The 24,837-nt window shown below is 71.5% G+C and carries 24 protein-coding genes; 13 read left to right on the plus strand and 11 right to left on the minus strand.

What is annotated here, in order from left to right:
- The first annotated feature begins 111 nt into the window (after window positions 1–111).
- Entirely contained in the window at window positions 112–1,287 is a 1,176-nt protein-coding gene (locus Pflav_RS39825; protein ID WP_173041702.1) for an ROK family transcriptional regulator, read from the plus strand.
- A gap of 961 nt (window positions 1,288–2,248) precedes the next feature.
- Here the strand turns inward: Pflav_RS39825 and Pflav_RS39830 are convergent.
- Complete coding sequence (locus tag Pflav_RS39830) at window positions 2,249–4,039, minus strand: hypothetical protein (protein WP_173041703.1); 1,791 nt, start codon at window positions 4,037–4,039, stop codon at window positions 2,249–2,251.
- A 198-nt stretch (window positions 4,040–4,237) separates the two neighbouring features.
- Between Pflav_RS39830 and Pflav_RS39835 the strand changes: the two genes are divergently transcribed.
- On the plus strand, window positions 4,238–5,767 hold the full coding sequence (locus tag Pflav_RS39835; RefSeq protein WP_232072475.1) for a carboxypeptidase regulatory-like domain-containing protein: 1,530 nt from the start codon (window positions 4,238–4,240) through the stop codon (window positions 5,765–5,767).
- A 64-nt stretch (window positions 5,768–5,831) separates the two neighbouring features.
- On the opposite strand, the gene Pflav_RS39840 is transcribed toward Pflav_RS39835, so the two are convergent.
- Both Pflav_RS39840 and Pflav_RS39845 read right to left on the minus strand, forming a co-directional pair.
- Window positions 5,832–6,800, minus strand: coding sequence for an ABC transporter permease subunit (locus Pflav_RS39840; protein WP_173041705.1), 969 nt, complete (start codon window positions 6,798–6,800; stop codon window positions 5,832–5,834).
- On the minus strand, window positions 6,797–7,780 hold the full coding sequence (locus tag Pflav_RS39845; RefSeq protein ID WP_173041706.1) for an ABC transporter ATP-binding protein: 984 nt from the start codon (window positions 7,778–7,780) through the stop codon (window positions 6,797–6,799). Before Pflav_RS39845 ends, Pflav_RS39840 begins: the two co-directional genes overlap by 4 nt.
- Here Pflav_RS39845 and Pflav_RS39850 point away from each other — a divergent pair.
- The 3 genes from Pflav_RS39850 to Pflav_RS39860 are packed head-to-tail and all read left to right on the plus strand — an operon-like array spanning window position 7,763 to window position 9,955.
- Entirely contained in the window at window positions 7,763–8,644 is an 882-nt protein-coding gene (locus tag Pflav_RS39850) for an ABC transporter ATP-binding protein (protein WP_173041707.1), read from the plus strand. The genes Pflav_RS39845 and Pflav_RS39850 overlap by 18 nt on opposite strands.
- 8 nt (window positions 8,645–8,652) lie before the next feature.
- Window positions 8,653–9,552: a ribokinase gene (locus tag Pflav_RS39855; RefSeq protein ID WP_173041708.1), complete on the plus strand. Its 900-nt coding sequence runs from the start codon at window positions 8,653–8,655 to the stop codon at window positions 9,550–9,552.
- A 22-nt stretch (window positions 9,553–9,574) separates the two neighbouring features.
- Complete coding sequence (locus Pflav_RS39860; RefSeq protein ID WP_173041709.1) at window positions 9,575–9,955, plus strand: YccF domain-containing protein; 381 nt, start codon at window positions 9,575–9,577, stop codon at window positions 9,953–9,955.
- Window positions 9,956–9,976: 21 nt separating this feature from the next.
- Here Pflav_RS39860 and Pflav_RS47745 read toward each other — a convergent pair whose 3' ends face one another.
- From Pflav_RS47745 to Pflav_RS39875, 4 genes are all read right to left on the minus strand, one after another.
- Window positions 9,977–10,108 (minus strand): hypothetical protein, encoded by a 132-nt coding sequence (locus tag Pflav_RS47745; protein ID WP_269474585.1) that lies wholly within the window; start codon window positions 10,106–10,108, stop codon window positions 9,977–9,979.
- A 257-nt stretch (window positions 10,109–10,365) separates the two neighbouring features.
- Window positions 10,366–11,142 (minus strand): dimethylargininase, encoded by a 777-nt coding sequence (gene ddaH, locus Pflav_RS39865; RefSeq protein WP_173041710.1) that lies wholly within the window; start codon window positions 11,140–11,142, stop codon window positions 10,366–10,368.
- 59 nt (window positions 11,143–11,201) lie between these two features.
- The gene (locus tag Pflav_RS39870) at window positions 11,202–11,660 is read right to left on the minus strand and encodes a DUF6232 family protein (RefSeq protein ID WP_173041711.1); all 459 of its coding nucleotides are present in this window, start codon (window positions 11,658–11,660) and stop codon (window positions 11,202–11,204) included.
- Between the two features lie 56 nt (window positions 11,661–11,716).
- Window positions 11,717–12,178, minus strand: a complete 462-nt coding sequence (locus Pflav_RS39875; RefSeq protein ID WP_173041712.1) for a DUF6232 family protein — start codon at window positions 12,176–12,178, stop codon at window positions 11,717–11,719.
- 20 nt (window positions 12,179–12,198) lie between these two features.
- Here Pflav_RS39875 and Pflav_RS39880 point away from each other — a divergent pair, with 20 nt between their 5' ends.
- From Pflav_RS39880 to Pflav_RS39910, 7 genes are all read left to right on the plus strand, one after another.
- The gene (locus Pflav_RS39880; protein ID WP_173041713.1) at window positions 12,199–12,972 is read left to right on the plus strand and encodes an enoyl-CoA hydratase/isomerase family protein; all 774 of its coding nucleotides are present in this window, start codon (window positions 12,199–12,201) and stop codon (window positions 12,970–12,972) included.
- Window positions 12,973–13,003: 31 nt separating this feature from the next.
- Window positions 13,004–14,395 (plus strand): Hsp70 family protein, encoded by a 1,392-nt coding sequence (locus Pflav_RS39885; protein WP_173041714.1) that lies wholly within the window; start codon window positions 13,004–13,006, stop codon window positions 14,393–14,395.
- Window positions 14,392–14,931 (plus strand): hypothetical protein, encoded by a 540-nt coding sequence (locus Pflav_RS39890; protein ID WP_173041715.1) that lies wholly within the window; start codon window positions 14,392–14,394, stop codon window positions 14,929–14,931. The genes Pflav_RS39885 and Pflav_RS39890 overlap by 4 nt, the downstream gene beginning before the upstream one ends.
- Before the next feature lie 20 nt (window positions 14,932–14,951).
- Entirely contained in the window at window positions 14,952–16,580 is a 1,629-nt protein-coding gene (locus Pflav_RS39895; protein WP_173041716.1) for an acetolactate synthase, read from the plus strand.
- A gap of 487 nt (window positions 16,581–17,067) precedes the next feature.
- Complete coding sequence (locus tag Pflav_RS39900) at window positions 17,068–18,177, plus strand: lytic polysaccharide monooxygenase auxiliary activity family 9 protein (RefSeq protein ID WP_173041717.1); 1,110 nt, start codon at window positions 17,068–17,070, stop codon at window positions 18,175–18,177.
- A gap of 90 nt (window positions 18,178–18,267) precedes the next feature.
- Window positions 18,268–19,254 carry an ATP-binding cassette domain-containing protein gene (locus tag Pflav_RS39905; RefSeq protein ID WP_173041718.1) on the plus strand — a complete coding sequence of 329 codons (987 nt, stop codon included), beginning with the start codon at window positions 18,268–18,270 and terminating at the stop codon, window positions 19,252–19,254.
- Entirely contained in the window at window positions 19,251–20,054 is an 804-nt protein-coding gene (locus tag Pflav_RS39910; protein ID WP_173041719.1) for an ABC transporter permease, read from the plus strand. The genes Pflav_RS39905 and Pflav_RS39910 overlap by 4 nt, the downstream gene beginning before the upstream one ends.
- Here the strand turns inward: Pflav_RS39910 and Pflav_RS39915 are convergent.
- From Pflav_RS39915 to Pflav_RS39930, 4 genes are read right to left on the minus strand one after another with little or no spacing between them, the layout of a single operon-like run.
- A complete protein-coding gene (locus Pflav_RS39915) occupies window positions 20,038–23,223 on the minus strand; it encodes a BTAD domain-containing putative transcriptional regulator (protein ID WP_173041720.1) in 3,186 nt (1,061 codons plus the stop codon). The two genes, Pflav_RS39910 and Pflav_RS39915, sit on opposite strands and share 17 nt — an antisense overlap.
- Before the next feature lie 29 nt (window positions 23,224–23,252).
- Window positions 23,253–23,657, minus strand: a complete 405-nt coding sequence (locus Pflav_RS39920) for a PLD nuclease N-terminal domain-containing protein (RefSeq protein ID WP_173041721.1) — start codon at window positions 23,655–23,657, stop codon at window positions 23,253–23,255.
- 32 nt (window positions 23,658–23,689) lie between these two features.
- Window positions 23,690–23,968, minus strand: a complete 279-nt coding sequence (locus Pflav_RS39925; RefSeq protein ID WP_173041722.1) for a DUF202 domain-containing protein — start codon at window positions 23,966–23,968, stop codon at window positions 23,690–23,692.
- Window positions 23,965–24,351: a YidH family protein gene (locus Pflav_RS39930; protein ID WP_173041723.1), complete on the minus strand. Its 387-nt coding sequence runs from the start codon at window positions 24,349–24,351 to the stop codon at window positions 23,965–23,967. Before Pflav_RS39930 ends, Pflav_RS39925 begins: the two co-directional genes overlap by 4 nt.
- Before the next feature lie 42 nt (window positions 24,352–24,393).
- Here Pflav_RS39930 and Pflav_RS39935 point away from each other — a divergent pair, with 42 nt between their 5' ends.
- Window positions 24,394–24,819, plus strand: a complete 426-nt coding sequence (locus tag Pflav_RS39935) for a hypothetical protein (RefSeq protein WP_173041724.1) — start codon at window positions 24,394–24,396, stop codon at window positions 24,817–24,819.
- Window positions 24,820–24,837: the final 18 nt, after the last annotated feature.

The following is a 24,837-nucleotide window of genomic DNA, read 5'->3' on the forward strand; positions in this document are numbered from 1 at the left end:
TTCTGTCCAGCCGGCTGACCGCTGGAGCGGCCCTAGCCGATTACGCTACGCCTATCTGGTTAAGTGAGTAAGGTTTAACTGTTAAGTCTCCTAAATGCTAGAGGACGGTAGATGGGGTCTCCACGCCTACCCGGAACGCCGCGGCTCCTGCGCGCGCTCAACGACCGCGCCGCGCTGGAGCTCCTGCTCACGCGCGGGCCCCTCACCCGTGCCCAGCTTGGCGAGCTGACCGGGCTCAGCAAGGTGACCGCGTCCCAGCTGGTCGAGCGGCTGGAGGAGCGTGGCCTGGTCACGCGCGTGGGCGAGCAGGCCGGCGGTCGAGGGCCGAACGCGCAGCTGTACGCCGTAACGCCAAGTAGCGCCTACGTGATCGGCGCGGTGGTCGAGGCCGACCGCGTTGTCGCGACATGCGCAGACATCACCGGCAACGTGATCGGCGGCGCCGAGCTGTCCACTAAGGACACTGACGAGCCGGTCAAGGTCGTACACAGCGCGGTCGTGCAAGCCGCCGACAGCGCCAACGCCGACCTCAGCGCGGTGCGCCGGGTGGTGCTCGGCACGCCCGGCCTTGTCGACCCGAGCACGGGCGACATCACGTTCGCCTGGAACCTGCCGCGCTGGCACCGCGGCCTGCTCGCCGCCCTCCGGGAGGACCTCAGCACCACGGTCGTCTTCGGCAACGACGTCAACCTCGCCGCCGTGGCCGAGGCGCACGAGGGCGCGGCCAAGGGCGTTGACGACTTCGTGCTGATCTGGGCCGGCGGTGGCATGGGCCTCGCGGTGATGCTCGGCGGGCGGCTGCACGAGGGGAGCACCGGCGCGGCCGGCGAGATCGGCTACCTTCCGGTGCCCGGCGCGCCCATCCCGCGCGACACGTACCGCCGCTCCAAGGGGGCGTTCCAGCAGGTGGCAGGCGCCGACGCGGTGCGCGCGGTGGCCCGCGAGCACGGCTTCCGGGGCAGCAACGCGGCCGAGGCGGTCAAGGCCGCGATCGCCGCCGGCACCCGGGGCGGCCCGCTGCTCGACGAGCTGGCCCGGCGGCTGGCACTCGGTGTGGCGAGCACGTGCGTGGTGCTCGACCCGCCGCTGGTGGTGCTCGCCGGCGAGGTGGGCCAGGCCGGCGGCACGGCACTCGCCGAACGGGTGCAGCACGAGGTCGCCGCGATCACGCTCGTCTCGCCGCGCGTGGTAGCCACCGAGGTGAGCGGCGACCCGGTACTCACCGGCGCCCTGCGCACCGCCCTCAACGCCGTCCGCGACGAGGTGTTCGGATCGACAGTGGGCTGACGAGTCCTTTTCAGGGTCGGGGTCACATTCGATTTCTTGAGACAGGGTATTTGCCCCGGTCCGCGTCAGTCGCAGACCGTATGCTCCCGCGGGCACCGCGCAGGTCGGCGGCTCGCTAGCGCTCGCCGAGATCCCCGACCTCCGCTGCCACGTCCGCGGTCCAAGCCCAACCCGACCGACCCGGGATCGCCGCCGGACAAGGGCCAGAGATGGCTGAGCAGGCGCATTTGCTCTGCTTCCCAAGAGTGGCCGCGCCGACGATCAGCGGCGACCGTTGCCGCCAGGTGGGGGCCTGTGGTCCTGGTGATGCTGATCCCGCAGCGACATCCAGCGCGTAGACGTCCGCGTTCCGACCTGAGGCGAACGGGGTTTGTGTACGCGAGAGATCGTGGTATCCAACCGCCCCTCCAGAGCCTGTCGCAAAATTGCCCGACTACAGCGTGTGTCGAGAAAAACACGGCTGTGTCCGCCGCTGGCCGCCGAACGGCGGCCGGCGAGGGTCAACGAGACCCTCATTTCAAGCGAATCTGGCGATTCTGCGACAGGCTCTCCAGGGGCAACTAGGTACCACGATCTGCCAGACGTCGTCCCGTCCTAGCGCCAATCACCGCAAGACCGAGCGACCTTTGGGCGCGTGTCTGACTTTGGACGGACCCTCCCGCCCAACCGCCCAGCTAGGTCGAAGGTTGGGCTTGGAGCGCGGACCGGCGGCGAAGGTCGCGGTCGGCCGACCGCGACCCAGGGGTGAGCTTGCCCAACCGCGGAGGGTGAGGCCGCGGGAGCGACGGTCTGGACCACCACGGACGTCGCGGTAGCTCGACTTCCTTGATTTTGGATCTTTATCCGCGACCAAGACGCCGAGGCCACCCAACTCCAAAGCTCCCTAGACCGTTGCTCCCGCCTCACGGCCAGCATGGCCGCCGGTTGGGCGCGGCCCCGCGCCCGACCGGCGGCCATGGAGTCAGCCGGCCACGGTCACCGAGAACGACCGGGTGAAGCCCGAGGTCGTGCCGTCGGCGAACAGGACCGAGAACCAGAAGTAGTGCCAGCCCGCCTGGGTCGGGGTAAATGTGAACCGGGCCTTGCCGTCGGCGTCCAGCGGCACGGTCACCGGGGACTCCAGCCCGGTGTGGTAGACGCTCACCCCGGTTGCGCCCTGGGAGATCGTCGGCGTCACGGTGAAGAGCCCGGCGGTCCCGACACCGCCGCCGGTGCCGTCGATCGGGTAGACACCGTCCGAGGTCACCGCGGGTGAGTCGTCGACGTAGAAGTACGTCTCCACCATCGGGATCTCGACGCCGTCGGCGGTCGTGCCGCCGTACGACAACCGGTGCTCACCGCCCCGCATCGGGGCCAGTGGAGTCTCGGTGACACCGTCCGCGCCGACCGGCACCGAGTGCTCGGCACCATCGTCCACTTTGTACTTGAAGGTGGTGATGCCGTTGCCCCGCTGGGTGGAGAAGCGCATCGTGACGACCATGCCGCTACCCGTGGGATCGACGGTCTGCGCCGTGCTCCCCGCGTTGATCCGCAGATCCCGGACGTGGTACGCGTAGGCGCGCACCGGCGACGCGTTGCCCGCCTTGTCCACGCCGACCACGTAGAGCGTCTGCGGCCCGGCATCCCGCGGGGTCCACTGGATCGTGGCGGCACCGCCGGGCTGGTCGGCCGGCACCCGGTTCCACATATCGAACCGGGACGGGCCGTACCGGAACTCGACCACGTCCGCCGATCCGTTGGCGGTGAAGAGGAACGTACCCGCCATGTGCGCGGCACCGGTCGGGTTCGGCGGGTTCTCCGGATACTCCGGCGAGGCCACCGTGGGCGCGGCCGACGGCGCCGTGCGGTCGACCGTGAACGGGCACGCGTCGCTCCACGGCGAGTACGTGCGCTGGTCGTACGTCCGGGCATGCCATGCGTACCGGCCGTCGGCGAGGGTGCTCACCGGCACGTCGCCGATCCCGTGCTGCCCGTTGCCGCCACTGGAGGTTCCCCAGGTCATCGGCGTCGTGGCGGTCGGGTCAGCGAGCGGCCAGAACTCGAACTCCGGCGTGAGCAGGTCGTACGGGTCACGGTCCCGGTCGGTCATTTTCGCGTAGCCGTTGAAGTCGCTGTTCGCGGCGAAGTCGGCAGAGCACGGCGTTTCCGGGTTCTGGACCCCGAGCGGGCTCGGCTTCAGCGGTGCGGTGTTGGTCAGTTCGACCTCGAACCGGAACTCGTTCGTCATGAGCCGGCGAAGGGATTCCGGCCGGCTCTCGTCGCGCTGCGGTACCCGGATCTCCAACCAGAGTCGCGAATCGCCGCGCCGTACCGCGTTGTCGAGCTGGCTGCTGAGGTCCCAGGTGGTGCAGTTCGTGGCGTTCGCCGGGACCGCCTTTCCCCGGGTGGCCGGCGGCTGGGCCCAGTTGTTCGACTCGGTGAACTCCTCGGTCGCCTGCGCGGTCATCGGGCGGGGCGCGTCGCAGCCGGGGCCCGACTCCTGCTGGGCGACCAGCGTGGCCCGGTGCAGCCGGACCCGGTTCAGGCCGCCGATGTCGAAGGCGACGTAGACGCGTGACGTGTGCCGCGCGCCGTCCTCGTCGGTCCAGGTGCCGACCTCCAGCGATCCGCCGCTGGGGTAGAAGTCCGTCGTGTCCGGCGTGGCCGAGTCGGTCTTGGCGAGGAACGCCGAGGTGAAGACGTGGTGCGGTTCGGCGGCGGATGCCGGGAGCGCCGGCAGCACGAGGACGGCCGCGAGCGCAGCGGCGGTCATCGTCCTGATCGAGGCTCGCCCGCGCCCCCGAGCTTCGCGGGTGGTTCTGAACAAAGTGGACACTCCTTCGATCGAAGGGTCACCCACCGCATGGCAGGCGACCCGGATTGTAGTTATGGGTCGCCAGCAAACAGCGCTTGTGCCGGCTGCCTAATGTCGACCGGAGGTGGCGCTGTTACCTCGATGAACGGGGGAAACGTGGGCAGATTCCGCAAGACGTCCGCCGGCGGCGTGGTCGCCGCGGCGGTCGCACTCGTCATGACAATCTCGGCCTCACCCGCACACGCGGACGATCCCGCGCCAGGTGCGGTCACCGGCCGGGTCGTCACCGAGGCCCCAGGAGCGGTCACGGTGAATCTCTTCACCACTGGAGGTGCCAGTGCCGGGCAGGTCCGGACGGGCACCGACGGTTCGTACACCTTCCCGGCTGTACCGCCGGGGACCTACAAGATCCAGTACGGTTTCCTCGGCCGCTTCCAGTGGTCGCACCAAAAGCTCGGCTTCTCCGCCGCCGACGTTGTCGCGGTCACCTCCGGGCAGAGCACGACCGTGGTCGAGGAGACGATGCTGCTGCCCGGAGTCGTCGAGGTGGTCGCCACCGACGCGGTGTCCGGGGCACCCGTCGACGCGATCTGCGCCGGGACGTCTGAGTTCGGGCAGCAGTGCGGCGCCACCGGCGGCGTGCTGCGGCTGACCAACTTGGCGGCCGGACCGCACACGATCCAGGTCCGTTCGTCCGACGGCCTGCACGCCCGCGCGCAGGTCGCCGGCGTCTACGTGGTGCTCGGCCAGGCGACCAGGGTCGAGGTGTCCCTCGCCCCGACCACCGCGATCAGCACGACCGTGGTGGACCGGGCCAGTGGCCAGCCGGTCTCCGACGTCTGCGTCCTGGCGCTGCCGATGGTCTTCCATGAAGTCGATGACGAGGCCTGCCAGTGGGGCGGCGACAACCGCACCGACGAGCACGGGCGAGTCACGATCGGCGAGCTGCCTGCGGCCGAGTACACGCTGCTGGCGGTGCCGGAGTTCGGTGAGCACGGCGTGCAGTGGGTCGGACGCAGGGGCGGCGTCGGGCGGCAGCACAACGCGTTGAAGATCCAGGGCCAGGCCGGGGTCGCAAACACGGTGCCGGCGGTCAAGCTCGACCCGATGGCCTCGATCACCGGTGTCATCCGGGACGCGGCCACCGGCGAGCCGATTCTGGGCAACGGCTGTGCCTCGGTCGTCCCGGGGCTCGGGCGCTACTGCACCGACTTCGACGGCGTCTACACGATCCCGAACCTGGGGCCGTACGACTGGCCGGTGCAGTTCTCGTACTACTACCCCCACGAGCCGTACGCCTCGATCTGGTCCGGTGGGGCGACCGACCGGCGGCAGGCCACTCCGGTCCGGGCCGGCACCGACGTCCCGGGGCAGGCCGACGCGGCCCTGGCCAAGACCGGGACCCGGCTGGAGATCCGCGCCACCACCGCGGATGGGCAGCCCTACAACCGCTGGCTCGCCGTACGGGTCTACAACGCCCGGACCGGTGACCTGATCAAGGAGTTCTCCGGCCAGAACACCCCCATCGACGGCATCGCCGACCAGCCGGTCCGGATCTGGTACGTGCCGGAGTCGCCGTGGGCCGCCGGCTGGTACGGCGGCACCGACTTCGCCTCGGCCAAGTCGGTACGGCTTGAGGGCGGCGCGACGAAGCAGATCAAGTTGGTCCTGCCGGACCCAGCCTGACCGGTCCTGCGGACGTTCTAAACCGGGGCACCACCGCACGAGCGGTGGTGCCCCGGCCGATTCTTCAGGCCAGGTCGCGGTGGCGGAAGGTGGCGAAGGCGCCGCCGACGATCGCGGCGAGCGTGATCGCGAAGACGGCGGCGGCGTGTATCCAGGTCAGCTCGTACTCGCGGCTACAGAGCGAGCCGAACCCGTTCGTGCACGCGAACTGGTCGTAGAAGGACGCGCGGCCGGCCATCCAGGCGCCGATGTAGCTGCTGAGCATGTACCGCTCGGGGCGGCTCGCCTCGGTGACCTGGAAGACGATCCGGGCGCCGATCTCCCAGACGATCGCGTAGGTCGCGATCAGCCCGAGCGCCGCCGCGGTGTGCCGGCCGAGCGTGGCCGCGCCGAAGCCGATCGCCGCCGCGAAGAGCACAAGCCCTAAACCGCGCAGGACCGTCAGCACGAGGTCGCTCCAGAACTCCCCGTCGAGGTCGCCTGGCAAGCCGCCGATCTCGGCGAGGGCGTAGAACGCGCCGATGTAGAGGACGCTCGCGACGATCGAGAGGGCGAGCACCGCCGCCAGTACCGTGGCCAGCTTGGTGCCGAGCACGGTGATCCGCTGCGGCCGCCACAGCAGCAGGTTTGTCATGCCGCCCGAGGTCAGCTCCGCCCCGACGAACGACGCCGCGATCAAGAAGGCGAACAACGCCAGGAACGCGATCATGAAGTAGACCAGGTCAAGGATCTCGTCGGAGAAGATGAAGACGCCGTAGAGGTAGTCCTCGATCCGCGGCTTTTGCTGCGCGTACGCGTCGCAGAAGCTCAGGTTGGGCGACCGCTGCTCGCAATTCTGCCGGAGCGGCTCGAGCTGTATCTCCGCGACGCGGACCTCCTGCTCGGCCCGCTGTAGCTCCGCGGCCGTGGGCTTGTGTGTGCTGGCGACGGTGGTCGCCACCGTGACGCCGAACGCCGCGATCAGCAGTACGGCCATCAGCTGGACGAACCGGCGAGCGAGCAGCCGGCTCAGCTCCGCGAGGGCGAGGTTCACGGCTGTACTCCAAGGTCGATCGTGCCGGGCTGGATCGCCTCGTCCACCTGCCTCGTCGGGACGGGCTCGGGCGCGCTGTTCGTGAGCTGGAGGAAGACGCTCTCGAGGTCAGGGGTGAGCGGGGTCAGCTCGGACACCCACATGCCGCGCTGCCCGAGCTGCTCGGCGATCCACGCCGCGTCGCCGACATCGGCGACCACGAGGTGGTCCTCTTTCCGGGTCACCGGCAGGCCGGCGGTGGTCAGCACGCCGGCGGCCCGGTCGAGGTCGGCGACCCGGACCCGGTACTCACCCTTGTCGAAGCCGGACAGGACCGCGGCGACCGGCCCGGTGGCGACCCGCTGGCCCCGCGAGATGATGGTCACGTGGTCGCAGATCAGCTCGATCTCGGCCAGGATGTGGCTGGAGACGAGCACCGTGATGCCGGCCGTGGAGAGCTCCCGCATCAGGTCGCGCATCTCCCGGATGCCGGCCGGGTCGAGGCCGTTGGCCGGCTCGTCGAGGATCAGCAGCTCGGGTTGCTTGAGCAGGGCGGACGCCACGGCGAGGCGCTGCTTCATGCCCAGCGAGTACGCCTTGACCCGCTCGTTGCCCCGGTCGCGGAGCCCGACCTGGGTGAGCACCGCCTCCACCCGCTCGGCCGGCACGCCACCCGCGCGGGCCAGCAGCCGGAGGGTACGGCGGCCGGTGAAGTTGCCGAAGAACTGCGGGCTCTCCACGATCGCGCCCAGCCGCGGGGCGACCGCCGGCAACGCATCCGGCGCCGGGTGGCCGAGGATCGACATCCGCCCGTCGTCGGCGCGGACCAGGCCGAGCAGCGTACGCAAGGTGGTGGTCTTGCCTGACCCGTTGGGCCCCAGGAATCCATGGATTTGGCCCGCCTCGACCGTCATGTCGAAGCCGTTGAGCGCCACCCGCGCGCCGCCCCGCATCGTGCGGAACGTCTTGCGCAGCCCCTCGATATGGATGACGGCCGTCATGTGCCAGAACCATACGGTGCTGGTCACATCCTTGGGGGGCCGGCAGGGCGAACATGGTTGGATGGTTGCGTGGCCTCGTCCGAAGATCTCGTGGTTGACCTCGACAGCATCGGTGTCGTGCGCACCGGCTCGCACCTGGTGCAAGATCTCACGTGGAAGGTCGAGCTGGACGAACGGTGGGTCGTCCTCGGGCCGAACGGCGCCGGGAAGACCACACTCCTCAACATCGCCGCCGCCCGGCTGTACCCCAGCACCGGCACCGCCCGCGTGCTCGGCGAGCAGCTCGGCCGCACCGATGTCAACGAGCTGCGTACCCGCATCGGCATAGCCAGCGCGGCGTTGGCCGAGCGGATCCCCGGCGAGGAGCGGGTCGCCGACGTCGTGATGACCGCGTCGTGGGGCGTGGTCGGCCGGTGGCGCGAGCGGTACGAGTCGATGGACGAGGTGCGCGCCCGGGCGCTGCTGGAGCAGTTCGGGGTGGGCGGGCTGGCCGACCGGGCGTACGGGACGCTGTCCGAGGGCGAGCGCAAGCGGGTTCAGATCGCCCGCGCGCTCATGACCGACCCCGAGCTGCTGCTGCTCGACGAGCCGGCGGCCGGGCTCGACCTGGGCGCCCGCGAGGACCTGGTGGCGCGGCTGGCCGAGCTGGCGTACGACCCGGACGCCCCGGCACTCGTGCTCGTCACCCACCACGTCGAGGAGATCCCGCCCGGCTTCACGCACGCGCTTCTGCTCCGCGGCGGCGCGGTGGTGGCCCAGGGTCTGATCGACGACACCGTAACCGGGGAAAACCTGTCCAAGACGTTCGACGTGCCGCTGACGCTGGAGCGTTCGGGCTCGCGCTTCGCCGCGCGGGCTGCTTAGCTTCTCGTATGCGTGCGCCTCGGGTGGTCGTGGCCGGCAGCGCCAACATGGATCTCGTGGCCACCGCGCCGGTGCTGCCCCGGCCCGGTGAGACGGTGCTCGGCAAGGACTTCGCGATGGTGCCCGGCGGCAAGGGTGCCAACCAGGCGATCGCGGCCGCCCGCGCGGGTGCCTCGTGTGCCTTCCTCGGTGCGATCGGCTCGGACTCCTTCGGCGTGACGCTCAAGGCCCGCCTCGCCGCGTCCGGAGTGGACAGTGCACATGCGAGGGTGGTGTACGGGTCGTCCGGCGTCGCGCTGGTCGTCGTCGACGGCGGGGGTGAGAACACCATCGTCGCCACACCGGGCGCCAACGCCGCGTTCACGTCGCTCACCGAGGCCGAGCTTTCGACGGTACGCGGGGCGGACGTGCTCGTGGCCCAGCTGGAGATTCCGGTCGAGACGGTGACCGAGGCGGCGCTGGCGGCCCGGGCGGCGGGCGTGCGCGTGCTGCTGAACGCCGCACCCGCCCGCGTGCTCCCCGCCGAGCTGCTCGACGCGGTCGACCTGCTCGTGGTCAACGAGGGCGAGGCGCTGACGATCAGCGGGCGGGGGCGCGAGGACCGTGGGGCGTTGCTCTCCATGGTGCCGCGCGCGGTGGTCACGATGGGCGACGAGGGCGCCTGGTACGGGGACCGCGACGGCACGTCGGTGCACGTGCCCGCGTTCAAGGTGGACACGGTCGACTCGACGGCGGCGGGTGACGCGTTCAGCGGCGCGCTGGCGGTGGCCTGGGGCGAGGGCCGCGAGATGGTCGAGGCGGTGCGGTGGGCCTGCGCCGCCGGTGCCGCCTGCGCCCGCCACCTGGGTGCCTCGGTGTCGCTGCCCCAGCGCGCCGAGATAGACGCGCTCTTCGCCTCGGCGGCTTGATCGGCTGAGGGATGCTGGAGTCATGCTCCGCCTCATCCTCAACCTGCTGTGGCTGGTCTTCGGAAGCGGGATCGTGCTGGCCATCGGCTATGGCCTGGCCGCGCTGATCTGCTTCGCCCTGATCGTCACCATCCCGTTCGGCGTCGCCTCACTGCGGCTGGCGTACTACTCGCTGTGGCCCTTCGGCCGGACGCTGGTCACCAGGCCAAGCGCCGGCCTCGCCTCGGGCATCGCCAACGTGCTGTGGGTGGTCGTCGCCGGCTGGTGGCTGGCCCTGGCCCACATCCTGGCCGGCATCGCCCAGTGCGTCACGGTCATCGGCATCCCGTTCGGCATCGCCAACTTCAAGCTGGTACCGGCCGCCTTCTGGCCGCTCGGCCGCGAGGTGGTCGACCTAGACTGACCCACCCAGCCCGACGGTGGCTCAGGTCGGCGCGACCCAGTAGGTCTGCTTGTGGCCGCGCGCTTCCATGGTCGCCGCAACGGCGTCCGCTTCCGCACGCGTGTCGTGGCGGGAGACCTCGTACTGGTTGCCGTTGTCATCCTGCCGCCACACGGTCCAAGACCGCGCCGCGCCAGCTCCCGACCCGCCCGTGCCTACGCCTTCCACGCGACAAGGATCGCTCCCACCACCTGCACGCCGCTACCCGACCCTCGCTATCCACAATGGTGGCCGCAGATCAAATTCAGGACAGAGACTTGAGCTACCGCGATGTCCGCGGTGGTCCAGACCGCTGCGGGAGCGGCGGTCTGGACCACCGCGGACATCGCGGTAGCTCAATCTCTATTGTGGAGTCGGGGTGTGGACAGGGGCTAGTGCTGGGGGCCGGTGATGCCGGGGACCAGGACGCTCAGACAGGTTACGCAGCCTTCGAGCTTTTCGAACTCGCTCACGTCGACCACGACGGGGGTGAAGCCGAGGTCTTCTAGCAGCGAGGTGGTCTTCGGGGCGGAGGCGCTGATCATCACCTTGTCGCCGCCGAGGCAGACTACGTGGCAGCCGGCGTCCTCCTCGACCGTGCGGACCGCCGGGAAGATGCCGACGTCGACGAGTCCCGGCGAGGCGACCACGGTGCCGTCCGGCAGCGCGGTCACGGCCGACTTGAGGTGGAGCACGCGGCCGAGCGGTACGGCCACCACGCGGCGGTCGGCGAGCAGGCCACGCAGCTGGCGGATCGCCGCGCCGTTGGTGCGGCCGCCCTGCCCGACGTAGACGGTGTCGCCGATCTGGAGCACGTCGCCGCCGTCCAGCGTGCCGGGTGACGAGATCTTGTCGACCTCCAGGCCCACGGCGCGTACGGCCGACTCGGTGCCGGCCACCTCGGGGCGGCGCTGCTGCGCGCCGGGGCGGGCGAGGATGGCCCGCGACCCGCACACCACCACCGTGTCCTCGACGAAGACGGAGTCGGGGCAGTGATCGGCGGGTACGACGTCCAGCACGCTCCAGCCGGCGTCGGCGAGGGCGGCACAGTACGCGTCGTGCTGGCGCCGGGCGAGGTCGACGTCCACAGTCGACCGTTCGATGTGGGTGACCAGCCCTTCGGCGAGGCGGCTGCTGGGCCGCCGCACGAGCGCGATGCCTCGGCTCATGGGATGTGGGACCTCCTGGATCATGGGGTTCCACATCATGTCATGTCCAGTGGGTGGAATTACTCACTCTGCTCCAAGGCGCGCTGTAACGCGCGATAAATCTGCCCGAAACGCAACGCGTCATTCGTCCGGACGAGCAGGACGTCCATGCCGCGGCACTGCACCCAGATTTCGTGCACCGCCGAGCCGCGGTCGTATGACCGTTCGAGCGCCATGAGCGGAAACTCCGACAGCGGCGTGAACGTGAAGACAAGGCCGAGTAGGAACGCGAGCCCGACCAGCGTGAGGCCGACCGCGCCGCTCCAGTCGGTGAGGATCCAGAGCACGCTGACCGCGACCGGCGCGGTGAGCAGCGTGACCAGCGCCCACCGTCCGGCGATCCGGCCACCCACGCGCAGGTCGCGCCGGGTACGCCGGTGCCACACATAAGAGAGATCAGAAAGCGGGTACGAGAGTCCGTACGCCTGCACCCACGACGACGTCACACGCACCGTATCGTCGCGATAGTAAAGGGTCACTCGCCAAGTGTTACCTATCCAGGACAGGTCGATTCCCACGAAAAGGAACGCGGACGCTACCTGACCGCGGAGCTCTCCAGGGCGCGCTGGAGAGCGCGATAGATCTGGCCGAAGCGCAGCGCGTCGCCGGTCTGCAACAGCAGCACCGGCTGGCCACGCCAGGTCGCCCAGATCTCCAGCGAGCGGGAGCCCCGCGCGTACGACCGGTCCATGCGCTCCAGCATCACGTCGGCGAGCGGGCCGACGCCGAGGCCGAGCAGGCACGACACGCCGACGATGGCGATCGTCACGTCGAGCGAGGTGTGCAGGGTGAGCGCCACGGCGATGCCGATGCCGGCCGCCGCCAAGGGCCCGAGCAGCGCGATGCCGATGGCGCCCCGGCCGGCGACCGCGCGCCAGGAGCGGGCACCCTTGGCGTGCCACACCCGGGCCAGCTCGCCCAGCGGATACCGCCGGTCACCGACGCGGATGGCATCCGACGTGACCTGCACCAACTTGTCGCTGTAGTACGTGACCATCGCCCAACTAGCCTAGCTGCATGGCTGACTTTGTGCGCGTGGAGAATAAGGACGGCATCGGCACCATCCGGCTCGACCGTCCTCCCATCAACGCCCTGAACATCCAGGTGCAGGAGGAGCTGCGCGCCGCTGCCACCGCCTTCTCCGCCGACCCCGAGGTCCGCGCGGTCATCGTGTACGGCGGTGAGAAGGTCTTCGCCGCCGGTGCGGACATAAAGGAGATGGCGGACATGTCGTATGTGGACATGGCCGCCCGCGCCGCCGCCCTCTCCTCTGCCCTCGGCATCCTCGCCGGCATCCCCAAGCCGGTCGTCGCCGCGATCACCGGGTACGCGCTGGGCGGCGGCTGCGAGCTCGCCCTCGCCTGCGACTGGCGGGTGGTCGCCGACGACGCCAAGCTCGGCCAGCCTGAGGTCAAGCTCGGCGTCATCCCCGGTGGCGGCGGCACCCAGCGGCTGGCCCGCCTGGTCGGCCCGGCCCGCGCCAAAGATCTGGTTTTCTCTGGCCGGATGGTCGACGCCGAGGAGGCGCTGCGCATCGGGCTCGCCGATCGGGTCGTGCCGGCCGCCGAGGTGTACGACACGGCCGTCGCGCTCGTCCGCCCGTACACAGAGGGTCCGGCCCAGGCCCTACGCGCCGGAAAGCTGGCCATTGACGGCGGCCTGGAGATGGATCTCGCCTCGGGCCTGGCTTGGGAGAGCCAGCTGTTCGCCGGCCTCTTCGCGACCGAGGACAAGCGGGAGGGGATGGCCGCTTTCGTAGAGAAGCGAAAGCCGCGCTTTACCGGACGGTGATGGATAGTGGGCGGCTCGTAGACTGATCGCCATGTCAACGGACCGGACGCCGACCTCGGGGTATGCCCTGGGGATCGACTTCGGGACGTCGCACACCGTGGCGGTGGTCCGGTGGCCGGACGGGCGCGGGCGCCCGCTGCTGCTCGACGGCTCGCCGCTGCTCCCCTCCGCGGTCTACGCCGAGCCCGGCGGCGCCCTGATCGTGGGGCGCGACGCGGTGCACAGCGCCCGCCTCGACCCGGCCCGCTTCGAGCCCAACCCCAAGCGCCGCATCGACGACGGCACGCTGCTGCTCGGCGACCGCGAGGTGCCACTCGGTGACCTGGTCACGGCCGTGCTCGCCCGGGTGGCCGAGGAGTGGGACCGCACCGTCGGCCGGGCCCGCCCCGAGGTGACGCTGACCTGCCCGGCCACGTGGGGAGCCACCCGCCGCCGGCTGCTCGCCGACGCCGCCGCGCGGGCCGGCTTCGAGGGGGTACGGCTGGTGGCCGAGCCGGTCGCCGCCGCCACCTACTTCGCCAAGGTGCTCGGCCGCGAAGTGCCGATCGGGTCGGTCGTGGTGGTGCACGACTTCGGAGCGGGCACGTTCGACGCGAGCGTGGTGGCCCGCAAGGCCGACGGCTTCGAGGTGCTGGCGGTCGACGGGCGCGACGACACCGGCGGCCTCGACGTCGACGCGGCGATCATCGCGCACCTCGAAACGACGTATGCGGACCGTGACCGGGCCGCCTGGACCCGCCTGGAAAATCCGTCCACAGCGGAGGAGCGGCGGGCCAAGCGCCAGCTGTGGGACGACGTGCGGGTGGCCAAGGAGCGCCTCTCCCGCAGCCCGTCCGCCGACCTGATGCTGCCGCTGCTCGACCTGGACGTGCACCTGACACGGGCGGAGCTGGAGCAGCTGGCGACGCCGATCCTGGAGCAGACCGTGCGGGTGACGCAGGGCGTCATGCGCTGGGCCAATCTGCCCGAGGGCCAGGTGGCCGGGGTGTTCCTGGTCGGCGGTTCCAGCCGGATGCCGCTGATGGCGACGCTGCTGCACCGAGCGCTGGGCGAGGCGCCCGAGGTGATCGAGCAGCCCGAGCTCGTAGTGGCCGAGGGGAGCATCCTGGCCGGCGAGGCGCTGCTGGCGAGCGCACCGCCCGCGCCCGGCCCGGCGACCTCGCAGATGCGGCTCGGCGACCTGTCCGGCGGTTCGCGCCCGGTCTCCCCGGCCGTCCCACCCGTCACCTCGGCGCCTCCGGTGCCGGCCGCTGGGTCACTCCCGCCCGGATCGACGCGCATGCTGCCCCCGACGAGCTGCCGTCGAACACCCCGTCCAGTGGCGTGCCGGCGGCAGCTGGCTCCGCGCCGGGAGGCACGGCCACCGGGGGAGCTTCGCCACCGGCGGGCGCGGGCACGCCCGCGCGGACCGTCGGGCGGGTGATCGTGCCGGGCGCACAGCCGCCTTCCGGCCGCCCGCGCGCACAGGCGCCGCCGCCGTCCGCGACCAAGCACCTCCCGCGCTACGAGGAGCCGACCGCGCCGCCCACCTACCCGCCGACCGGCCCGACCGGCGGTTACGCGGCGCCGAGCCAGCCCTACTCGCCACCGAGCCCGCCCTACCAGCCGCCGAACGCGCCGTACTCGCCGCCCAGCCCGCCCTACTCGCCGCCACCGGCACCGCCGCGTTACCCGGTCACGAGCCAGCCGAGGTACTCGCCGCCGCCCCCACCGGCGCGGGCGCCCCAACGGCCGCTTGTCGCGCCGCCCAGCCCGCCGCGCATGCCACCCCAGGCGCGGATCCGCCGGCGTCCGGGGTTCGTCGTGCGCGCGATCCGAGCCCTGGTGATCACCGCGCTGCTCATCGTCGTGCCGGTCGGTGCCGGCATCTTCGCCTTCGCCACCGCCCGCGACCAGCCTCCCGGCGAGGTCGTGCAGGACATCGTCAGCTGGATCCAGGGGCAAACCGGGTCGGAGTGACTGGGCGGTAACCTTCCCCCATGACATCACCCGAGCGGATCGAAGGACACGGCGGCGAGCTGGCGCTGGCGGCGCTGCGGGCGTATGGCGTCACGGAGATGTTCACCCTCTCCGGCGGCCACGTTTTCCCGCTCTACGACGCGGCCCACAAGACCGGCTTCCCGATCTTCGACGTGCGGCACGAGCAGTCGGCGGTGTTCGCGGCCGAGGCGGTCGCCAAGCTCCAGCGCCGGCCGGGCCTCGCCGTGCTCACCGCCGGGCCGGGTGTCACCAACGGCATCTCCGGGCTGACGAGCGCCTACTTCAACGGGTCGCCGGTGCTGGTGATCGGCGGCCGGGCGCCGGCCTTCCGCTGGGGCTCGGGGAGCCTCCAGGAGATCGACCACCTGCCGCTTGTCGCGCCGGTCACCAAGTACGCCGCCACGGTCGGCTCCGGCGAGGAGATCCCGGGGGCCGTGGCCGCCGCGCTGACCGCCGCGCTCACCGCACACCGAGGGCCCGCCTTCCTCGACCTCCCGCTCGAAGTGATCTTCTCCGCCGCTGACGCGGACGCGCTCGCGGCGCCGGACGTACCCAAGATGGAGCCGGACCCCGACGAGGTGGCCCGGGCCGCGCAGCTGATCGCCTCCGCCGAGCGGCCCGTGATCATCGCCGGCTCCGACGTGTACGCCGGTGGCGCGGTCGCCGCCCTCCGCGAGGCCGCCGAAGCCCTCCACGTGCCGGTCTTCGCCAACGGCATGGGCCGCGGCGCGCTGCCGCCCGAGCACCAGCTCGCGTTCGCCAAGTCGCGCCGCACCGCGCTCACCGGCGCCGACGTGATCGTGGTGATCGGCACGCCGCTCGACTTCCGGCTCAGCTTCGGCGACTTCGGCGGCGCCCAGGTGGTGCACATCGTGGACGCACCCACGCAGCGGGCGTCGCACGTCACCCCCGCCGTCTCACCCGCCGGTGATCTGCGGCTGATCCTGTCCGCGCTCGCCGACTACGAGGGCGTCCGCGAGGACCACGCCGAGTGGATCGCCAAGCTGCGCATGGCCGAGGACGCGGCCAAGGCCCGCGACGCCGAGGAGATGGCCGCCGAGACCGACCCGATCCGCCCGGCCCGGGTCTACGGTGAGCTGCGGAAGGTGCTGGCCCGCGACGCGGTGACGATCGGCGACGGCGGCGACTTCGTGTCGTACGCCGGCAAGTACCTGGAGCCCGCCGAGCCCGGCACCTGGCTGGACCCCGGCCCGTACGGCTGCCTCGGCACCGGCATGGGCTACGCGATGGGGGCCCGGATCACGTACCCCGACCGCCAGGTCTGCGTGCTGATGGGCGACGGCGCGGCCGGCTTCTCGCTGATGGACGCCGAGTCACTTGCCCGCCAGGGCCTGCCGGTCGTGATCGTGGTCGGCAACAACGGCATCTGGGGCCTGGAGAAGCACCCGATGCGCGCGATGTACGGCTACGACGTGGCCGCCGACCTCCAGCCCGAACTGCGGTACGACGACGTGGTGAAGGCGCTGGGCGGCGCGGGCGAGACGGTGGCGAAGGCGAGCGAGCTGGGGCCTGCGCTGGCGCGCGCGTTCGACGCGGGCGTGCCCTACGTGGTCAACGTCCTCACCGACCCCGCCGACGCGTATCCCCGCTCGTCCAACCTGGCCTGACGATCAAGTTCAAGAGCCAAATCCGAGCTACCGCGATGTCCGCGGTGGTCCGGACCGCTGCTCCCGCGGCCGCACCCTCCGCGGTTGGGCAAGCTGACCCCTGGGTCGTGGTCGGCGGTCCGCGCCGTCGCCGACCTGGTGGCAAGGTCGCCTTTGACCGCCGGCGCGGCCACTCTAGGGAAGCAGAGCAAATGCGCCTGCGCACCCAGTCGGGTCGGGGTTGGGCTTGGACCGCGGGCCTGGCAGCGTAGGTCGGGGATTTCGGCGAGCGCTAGCGAGCCGCCGGCCTGCGCGGTGCCCGCGGGAGCATACGGTCTGCGACTGACGCGGACCGGGGCAAATATAGGTCTCAAGAATGATTCAAATAAATACTTGAGTTTGTCGATACGTCAAACTATTGTTAACGCGACCGGTGTGGGAGCCGAAACGTAGCCGGCGTGGGGAGCTAGGGCACTCTCCGCGTCTCTGTGTCTACTGTGGAGGTCCAATGTCGACAGTCAAGCACGCGCGCCGCACCGCGACGGTCGTGTTTGCCGCACTGATCCTGCTCACCACCGCACTCGTGAGCACTCCGGGCGCCGCCTCCGCCCATGGCTCGGCGATCGGGCCCGAGTCGCGCAACTACGGCTGCTGGAAGCGCTGGGGCAACGACTTCCAGAATCCCGCCATGGCCACCCAGGACCCGATGTGCTGGCAGGCCTGGCAAGCGGACTCCACCGCGATGTGGAACTGGAACTCGCTCTACCGCGACAACGTCGGCGGTAACCACCAGGGGCAGGTGCCGGACGGCCAGCTGTGCAGCGGTGGGCAGACCGGCGGCACCCGGTACGCCGCGCTGGACAACCCCGGCAACTGGCGGGCCACCAACGTGGGCACCTCGTTCACGTGGCGGATGCACGACCAGGCCCTGCACGGTGCCGACTACATCCGGATCTATGTCACGCGCCAGGGCTTCAACCCGCTCACCCAGCGCCTGCGCTGGTCCGACCTCGAACTGCGCCACGACACCGGACGCATCCTGCCCGGCGTCGGCAGCCGGGAGACCGACCCGGTGCTCAACGGCGTCACCATCTCCGCCAACGTCACCGCGCCCGGCCGGAGCGGGCGGCACCTCGTGTACGCGATCTGGAAGGCCAGCCACGCCGACCAGAACTACTACTTCTGTAGCGACGTGAACTTCGGCGGCGTGCCGGACCCGACCACACCGCCGCCGACCACCGCGCCGCCCACCACGCCCCCGCCCACCACGCGGCCGCCCACGACCCCGCCGCCGACCACTCCGGGGCCGGGCACGGGGAGCTGCTCGGCGTCGTACTCGGTCGTCGGTCAGTGGAACGGCGGTTTCCAGGCCGACGTACGGGTGACCGCCGGCTCGGCGGCGATCCGCGGCTGGACGGTGCGGTGGACGTACGCGAACGGGCAGACCGTCGCCCAGTCGTGGGGTGCCACCATCGCCTCCAGCGGGTCGAGCGTCACCGCCACGAACGTCGCCTACAACGGCAGCCTCGGCGCCGCGGCGAGCACCACGTTCGGCCTGATCGGCTCGTGGACCGGCAGCAACGCCGTACCCGCGCTCACCTGCACCGCGACCACCTAACCCCCCTCTCGCGGGGGCGCTGTCAGCCATCTGTCAGCGCCCCCGCGCCACCGTCAGCCGGCCGTCAGCGCGGTCGCGCAGGGTGGTGGCATGAACGAACAGACCACACACGCGATCGTCGCCGAAGGGCTGATCAAGCGCTTCGGCGACACCACCGCGCTGGACGGGGTCGACCTCGCCGTGCGCCGTGGCACCGTGCTCGGCCTGCTCGGCCCGAACGGGGCGGGCAAGACCACCGCCGTCCGCATCCTGGCCACGCTGCTGAAGCCGGACGCCGGGCGGGCAAGCGTCGGCGGGTACGACGTCGTCCGTGACGCCCACCAGGTACGCCGGCTGATCGGCCTCACCGGGCAGTACGCCTCGGTCGACGAGACCCTGACCGGCATCGAGAACCTCATCCTCATCGGCCGCCTGCTCGGCCTCTCCCGCGCCGAGGCGCGCGGCCGGGGGCGGGAGCTGCTCGCCGAGTTCAGGCTGGACGACGCGGCGAACAAACCGGCCAAGGCCTACTCCGGTGGTATGCGCCGCCGGCTCGACCTGGCCGCGAGCCTTGTGGGCCGGCCGCAGGTGCTCTACCTGGACGAGCCGACGACCGGCCTCGACCCGCGCAGCCGCAACGAGATGTGGGACATCGTCCGCGACCTGGTCTCGGATGGCGTCACCGTGCTGCTCACCACGCAGTACCTGGAAGAGGCCGACCTGCTGGCCGAGGAGATCGTGGTGATCGACCACGGCCGGGTCATCGCCACCGGCACGCCGGACGAGCTGAAGAGCCGGGTCGGTGCGCAGACCCTCGCGGTACGCCCCAAGCACGCCGTCGACGCCCCGATCGTCCAGTCGATCGTGGCGCAGGTGGCCGGGCGGGCGCCCGAGGCGCAGGGCGGCCTGCTCACCGTCCCGGTGACCGACCCCGCGGTGCTGCCCGCCGTGGTGCGCCGGCTGGACGAGGCCGAGGTGCCGATCGGCGAGCTCGCGCTGCGCGGCTCCAGCCTCGACGAGGTGTTCCTCGCGCTCACCGGCCACCGGGCCGAGGACCGTACCGAAGACCAGAACGAGCCCGAGAGGATCCCCGCATGACCACCGCCGCCGCCACGGTCGCGCTGCCGCGCCGGGTCAACCCGGTCGAGGCGCTGCGGCACACGTTCACGCTCGCGTGGCGCAGCCTCGTGCAGCTCAAGCACAACCCGCTGGAACTGCTCGACCTCAGCATCCAGCCGATCATGTTCGTGGTGCTCTTCACGTACGTCTTCGGCGGGGCGATCTCGGGCAGCACCGGTGACTACCTGATGTTCGCGCTGCCCGGCATCATCGTGCAGAACGCGATCTTCGCCTCGGTCACGACCGGCGTGGGCCTCAACAGCGACCTGACCAAGGGCGTCTTCGACCGGCTGCGGTCGCTGCCGATCGCCCGTTCCGCGCCGCTGGCCGGCCGGATCCTCGCCGACACCGTCAAGCAGGTGTGGTCGATCGCGCTGATCCTCGGCCTCGGTGTGATCCTGGGCTTCCGGATCCACGGCGGCGTGCAGGGCGTACTCGGGGCGTTCGTGCTGCTGCTCGTCTTCAGCCTGGCCGTGTCCTGGATCGCGGTCCTGGTCGGGCTGCTCGCCAGCGAACCGGAGAAGGTGCAGATCTTCGCCTTCGTGGTGGTCTTCCCGCTCACCTTCACCAGCAACGCGTTCGTGCCGACCGATACGATGCCCGGCTGGCTCCAGAAGTGGGTGGACATCAACCCGGTGACGATTCTGGCGGACGCCGTGCGCGGGCTGCTCTCCGGCGGCGCGGCGGCGACCTACGTGGTCCAGTCGCTGCTGTGGGCCGTGGCGATCGCCGCCGTCTTCGCCCCGATCGCGGTACGGGCGTTCAAGCGGCGAGTATGACGCGGACGGCCTCGCGCACCGGGGAGGCCATCGCGGTCGCCCGGCCTCTCTCGAACGCCTCGGTGAAGCGCTCGTCGCCGAGGCGTTCGCGTGCGGTGGTCTCCAGCCGCCGGCCATCCACTGTGGACCTGTCGGGTCCGCCGCGGACCCCGTTCGCCGCGCCGATGAAGACAGCCGCCCGCTCCGACTCTCCACTGTGGAGGGCGAGGTCCGCGTACGACATCAGCACCAGCCCGACCACCGGCATGTCGCGCGAGCTGACGGCAAGCTCGAAGGCCGCGTCGACGCGGGTGCGGGCAGTGACGAGATCGCCCTCGGCGGCGTCGACCTGTCCGATCGCGGCACCGATCAGCGCGACCCACTGGGGTGCCGAGCTGTGCCCCATCGACACCGCCTCGGCCCGCGTCAGCTCCGCGCGGGCCCAAGCGTATTCACCCATCGCGCGGAGGATCTCGCCGTGGTGGTACGCCACGGCGGCCCGGCCCTCCTCGGTGCCGACCCGCTCGGCGGTGCGCCGCGCCTTGTCGAGCGTGGCGAACGCCTTCTCCGTCTCGCCGAGCATCCACAGCTCGTACGAGTACCGCGCCTGCATCTCCGGTATGTCCTCGGCGGCGCCGAGCGGGATCAGCTCCTCCAGCGCCTCCTCGAAGTACGCCGCCGCCCGCGCGTGGTCGCCGTCTGTGGAGGTCATGTGGGCCAGGTCGGCGAGCGTGGTGGCGATGCCCCACCTGTCGCCCAGCCCGCGGAACTCCGACAGCGCCGCCGCGAAGTGCGCTTCCGTGTCGCGGACTTTGTAGCCGAGGTTGGACTCGGAGTGCCCGTACATGACCCTGGCCACGCCGCGCACCCACGGGTCGGGGTGGCCGAAGAGCCCGGCCAGGCCGGCCATCGCCGTCTCGTTGGCCGGGGGGCTGGCGAGGAGGTCTGCCATCGGGCCGACCACGGCGAGGACCGGGTGCCGATCTTCGTAGCCGCGGGCCAAGTCGGCCGCCTCGCGGAGCAGCGACTGACCCCGTTCCAGCTGATAGAGGCCGGCCACGACGTTGAGTGAGGCGATGGCCTTGGCGGCGGCGCGGACCGACCGGGGCACGTTGCCCGGCAGCGCCAGCGCGTCCAGGGCGGCCTCGGCGCCCTCGACTCGGCGGCCGCTCATCCACCAGTACCAGCCGAGCGTGGCCGCGAACGCCACCGCCAGCCGGGCGTCGCCGGCGGCGATCGCCCACCGCGCGGCGGCGTGCAGGTTGTCGTGGTCGGCGTCGAGGCGGGCCAGCCACTCCAGCTGCTCGCGGCCGCGCAGCTCGCGGTCGGCCCGGCGGGCGAGGCGGAGGAAGTACCGCGCGTGCGCCGCGCGGGCGGCGTGGGTTTCGCCGGACTCGGCCAGCCGCTCCAGCCCGTACGCCTTGATCGTCTCCAGCATCCGGTAGCGGCCGTCCGGGTCGGCCACCACGAGGGACTTGTCGACCAGCGCGGCGAGCTGGTCGAGCGGGTCGGCCCCCGCCGCACTCACACCTGACTGCCGGCTTCCGCACACCTCCTCGATCGCCTCCAGCGTCGCGCCGCCGGAAAAGACAGCCAGCCGCCGCCACAGCGTGCGCTCGGCCTCGTCGAGCAGCTCCCAGCTCCAGTCGATGACCGCGCGGAGCGTCTGGTGCCGGGGGAGCGCGGTACGGCTGCCCGCGTTGAGCAGCCGGAAGCGGTCGGTGAGGCGGCCGGCGACCTGATCGGGCGCGAGCGCGCGCAGCCGGGCGGCGGCCAGCTCGATGGCGAGCGGCATGCCGTCGAGGGCGCGGCAGATGCGGACGGCCGCCTCGGTGACCGTGAAACCGGGGCGGACCGCGGCGGCCCGGTCGGCGAAGAGGCGCACGGCCGGGTAGGCGAGCGCGTCGTCAGCGCCCACCCCGTCCGGCGGCAGGGCGAGCGGCTCGACCGGGAAGAGCGCCTCGCCGGTGATGCCCAGCGGCTCGCGGCTTGTGGCGAGTACGCGCAGGTGCGGGCAGCGGACCAGCAGGCTCTCGGCCAGCGAGGCAGCCGCGCCGACAAGGTGCTCGCAGTTGTCCAGGATGAGCAGCGCCCGTCGGCTGCCCAGCGCGCCGTGCAGCCGGGTGAGGGGGTCGACGGTCTCCTGCGGCACTCGCCCGCGCGGCACCAGCGGGTACTCGCGGAGGCCGAGCGTGGCGAGCACCGTCGTGGCCAGCTCGGCGGCGTCGGTCACCGGCGCGAACTCCACCAGCCACACCCCGTCGGGCGCCTGCTCGAGCATCGCCCAGCCGGACTCCATGGCGAGCCGTGTCTTGCCCGCGCCGCCCGGGCCGATGAGCGTGGTGAGGCGGGACTCCGCGACCACCTTGGTGACCCTGGTCACGTCGTCGTCGCGGCCCACGAAGCTGGTCAGCGTGGCCGGCAGGTTGGTGGTGGGCAGCGCTTCGGCCGGCGGCGCGGCGGCGGTGTCCTTGAGCAGCGAGAGGTGCAGCGCGGCCAGCTCGGGCGAGGGGTCGGCGCCGAGCGAGTCGGCAAGCGCGGCCCGCAGCCGGTCGTACGCGGTCAGCGCCTCCGCCGGCCGCCCCGCGCCGCGCAGCACCCGGATCAGCTGCCCGGCCAGGCGCTCGCGCAGCGGGTGGGCGAGGACAAGGGACTCCAGCTCGGGTACGAGACCCGCGCCGTCACCGAGCGCGATCGCGGCGTCCACCCGGTCTTCGATCGCGGCGAGCCGAAGCTCGTTGAGCCGCGCGACGGGTGCCCGTGCGAAGTCGCTGCCGGTGACGTCGGCCAGGGCCGGCCCGCGCCACAGCGCCAGTGCGGCGGCAAGCACCTCGCCCGCGCCGGCCGGGTCGGCGGTCAGCCGGGACCGCCCCGCCGCCACGTCCCGCTCGAACCGGCACATGTCCACGGCCTCCGGCGGCACCGCCAGCCGGTAGCCGGCCGGGGTCGACTCCACCGAGCCCTCCGGCAGGGCCCGGCGCAGCCGGGAGACAAGAGCCTGCAACGCGTTGGCGGCACCTGTCGGCGGCTCGTCGTCCCACAGCGCGTCGATAAGTGCGCTGGTCGTGACCACCCGGCCGGGGTCGAGCGCGAGCCGGATCAGCAGCGTGCGCAGGCGCGCGCCGCCCAGCTCGACCCGCGCGCCGGAGCCGGCGCGCACCTCGAGCGGACCCAGCAGGGCGATCTGCACGACAACGATTCTCCCCGTGGTTCGCGCTGCTACGGGGTAGTCTCCTCGCCGCTCTCCCGGCGACGGATCTCGTCCTCCCGGCGGCGCAGGTCTTCCTCCCACTTTTCGAAGAGCTCCCGGTCCCGCTGCGACTGGTTGGCGTCCAGCGACTTGAGGAACTCCGGGTCGTCATCCGGCGCCGCCGGCCGCGACCGCCGGTGCTCGGGGAGGCTGCCGCCGGCAGTCCAGCCACTGCCAGAGGCCGCGGCCTCCTTCGGCCGGCCGGCCAGGAACCAGGCGATCGAGCCGATCAGCGGAAAGAACAGGATTATCAGCACCCAGGCGAACCGTGGCAGCGCACGGATCTCGTCTTCTTCGGCTGACAGGCAGCTGATCAGGGCGAGCGCGGCGAGGACGATCTGCACCAGGAAGAGGAGCACGTACAGGCGGGCCATTCCGCAATGATGGCCCCTGATGGCCACCCTGGCTAACGGTTCAGCACCAGCAGCGTGCCGAGCACCGCATACCCGACAGTGAACAGCGCGAACAGGGGGAGGGCCGGGCCAGGCTCGGCGCGTCGCGATCGGTACCTGCCAAACGCCACGACGAAGAGGGCGGTCCACCCGGCGAGCGCGGTCGCGACGAACAGCGGAGCGCCTTCGAGCGAGGCCATGCGTGCCGCGAGTATGGCCACGCCGGCCGCGACCAGGAGCGTGCGCCACCACGCGAGCCATGTCCGCTCGCGAGCGAGACCAGGGTCGGTCACTGGAACGCTTGGACGAGGACGGCTACGACAAGCAGTACCGAACCGATACCGACCGCGACCGCGAGTAGGGCGGGGAAGCGGGTGGCGGGCAGGTCGCGGCCGAGGCGCATCGCCCGCTCGGTGCGGGCCCAGCGGTCCACCGCCCGCACGGCCACCGCCCCGCCGAGCAGCAGCAGCGCGACCGCGATCACTTCGCGCAGGTGGGCGATCGGCAGCGGCGGCAGGAACTGCGCGGTGGCCAGACCGCCCGCGACAAGCGCCAGGCCGGTACGGATCCAGGCGAGGAAGGTGCGTTCGTTGGCCAGGGAGAAGCGGTAGTCGGGTGTGTTGCCGACCCGGCGTACCTCCTCGGGATCGAACCACTGCCTGATCGCACCCAGCACGCCTGCCATTATCCAGTCAGCCTCGCCCGTAACCTGTGAGGCGTGAGCGATCTGACTACCGAGGAGAAGGCCACTCTGAAGACCGCCGTGTTCGGCGCGGTCTACCTGGTCTCCGACGCCGACCCCGGCTTCTTTGCGATGCTCAGGGAGAGCTTCGCCGCCTCGGGTGTGCTGGCTGGCGCGACCGGGCTGGTCAAGGAGGTCCTGACCACCGGGCCGTTGCCGAGACTTCCGCGCGGGTCCGCGGCCGAGGTGGAGGCGCTGGTGCTGCCGGCGCTCGCCCAGTCGGTGGCGATCCTGCGCGAGAAGGCGCCGGCCGAGCTGGACAACTACCAGGCCGCGGTGGTGGCCGCGGTCGAGCAGGCGGCGGGCGCCAGCCACGGCGTGAACGCTCGCGAAGCAGACGCTTTGACCAAGGTCAAGACGGCGGTGGGCGTCGTTACAGATCCCACTATTACTAGCGAGTAACGTAGGCTGTGAGTAGCT

Source organism: Phytohabitans flavus (assembly GCF_011764545.1).
Classification (GTDB): Bacteria; Actinomycetota; Actinomycetes; order Mycobacteriales; family Micromonosporaceae; genus Phytohabitans; species Phytohabitans flavus.

Excerpts from the sequence above, each read along its gene's own strand:
- Pflav_RS39825 (WP_173041702.1), top strand. The coding sequence starts at position 112 with ATGGGGTCTCCACGCCTACCCGGAACGCCGCGGCTCCTGCGCGCGCTC.
- Pflav_RS39830 (WP_173041703.1), bottom strand. The coding sequence starts at position 4,039 with ATGACCGCCGCTGCGCTCGCGGCCGTCCTCGTGCTGCCGGCGCTCCCG.
- Pflav_RS39850 (WP_173041707.1), top strand. The coding sequence starts at position 7,763 with ATGGATGACGGCCGTCATGTGCCAGAACCATACGGTGCTGGTCACATC.
- Pflav_RS39845 (WP_173041706.1), bottom strand. The coding sequence starts at position 7,780 with ATGACGGCCGTCATCCATATCGAGGGGCTGCGCAAGACGTTCCGCACG.
- Pflav_RS39855 (WP_173041708.1), top strand. The coding sequence starts at position 8,653 with ATGCGTGCGCCTCGGGTGGTCGTGGCCGGCAGCGCCAACATGGATCTC.
- Pflav_RS39860 (WP_173041709.1), top strand. The coding sequence starts at position 9,575 with ATGCTCCGCCTCATCCTCAACCTGCTGTGGCTGGTCTTCGGAAGCGGG.
- ddaH (WP_173041710.1), bottom strand. The coding sequence starts at position 11,142 with ATGAGCCGAGGCATCGCGCTCGTGCGGCGGCCCAGCAGCCGCCTCGCC.
- Pflav_RS39875 (WP_173041712.1), bottom strand. The coding sequence starts at position 12,178 with ATGGTCACGTACTACAGCGACAAGTTGGTGCAGGTCACGTCGGATGCC.
- Pflav_RS39880 (WP_173041713.1), top strand. The coding sequence starts at position 12,199 with ATGGCTGACTTTGTGCGCGTGGAGAATAAGGACGGCATCGGCACCATC.
- Pflav_RS39885 (WP_173041714.1), top strand. The coding sequence starts at position 13,004 with ATGTCAACGGACCGGACGCCGACCTCGGGGTATGCCCTGGGGATCGAC.
- Pflav_RS39895 (WP_173041716.1), top strand. The coding sequence starts at position 14,952 with ATGACATCACCCGAGCGGATCGAAGGACACGGCGGCGAGCTGGCGCTG.
- Pflav_RS39900 (WP_173041717.1), top strand. The coding sequence starts at position 17,068 with ATGTCGACAGTCAAGCACGCGCGCCGCACCGCGACGGTCGTGTTTGCC.
- Pflav_RS39905 (WP_173041718.1), top strand. The coding sequence starts at position 18,268 with ATGAACGAACAGACCACACACGCGATCGTCGCCGAAGGGCTGATCAAG.
- Pflav_RS39910 (WP_173041719.1), top strand. The coding sequence starts at position 19,251 with ATGACCACCGCCGCCGCCACGGTCGCGCTGCCGCGCCGGGTCAACCCG.
- Pflav_RS39920 (WP_173041721.1), bottom strand. The coding sequence starts at position 23,657 with ATGGCCCGCCTGTACGTGCTCCTCTTCCTGGTGCAGATCGTCCTCGCC.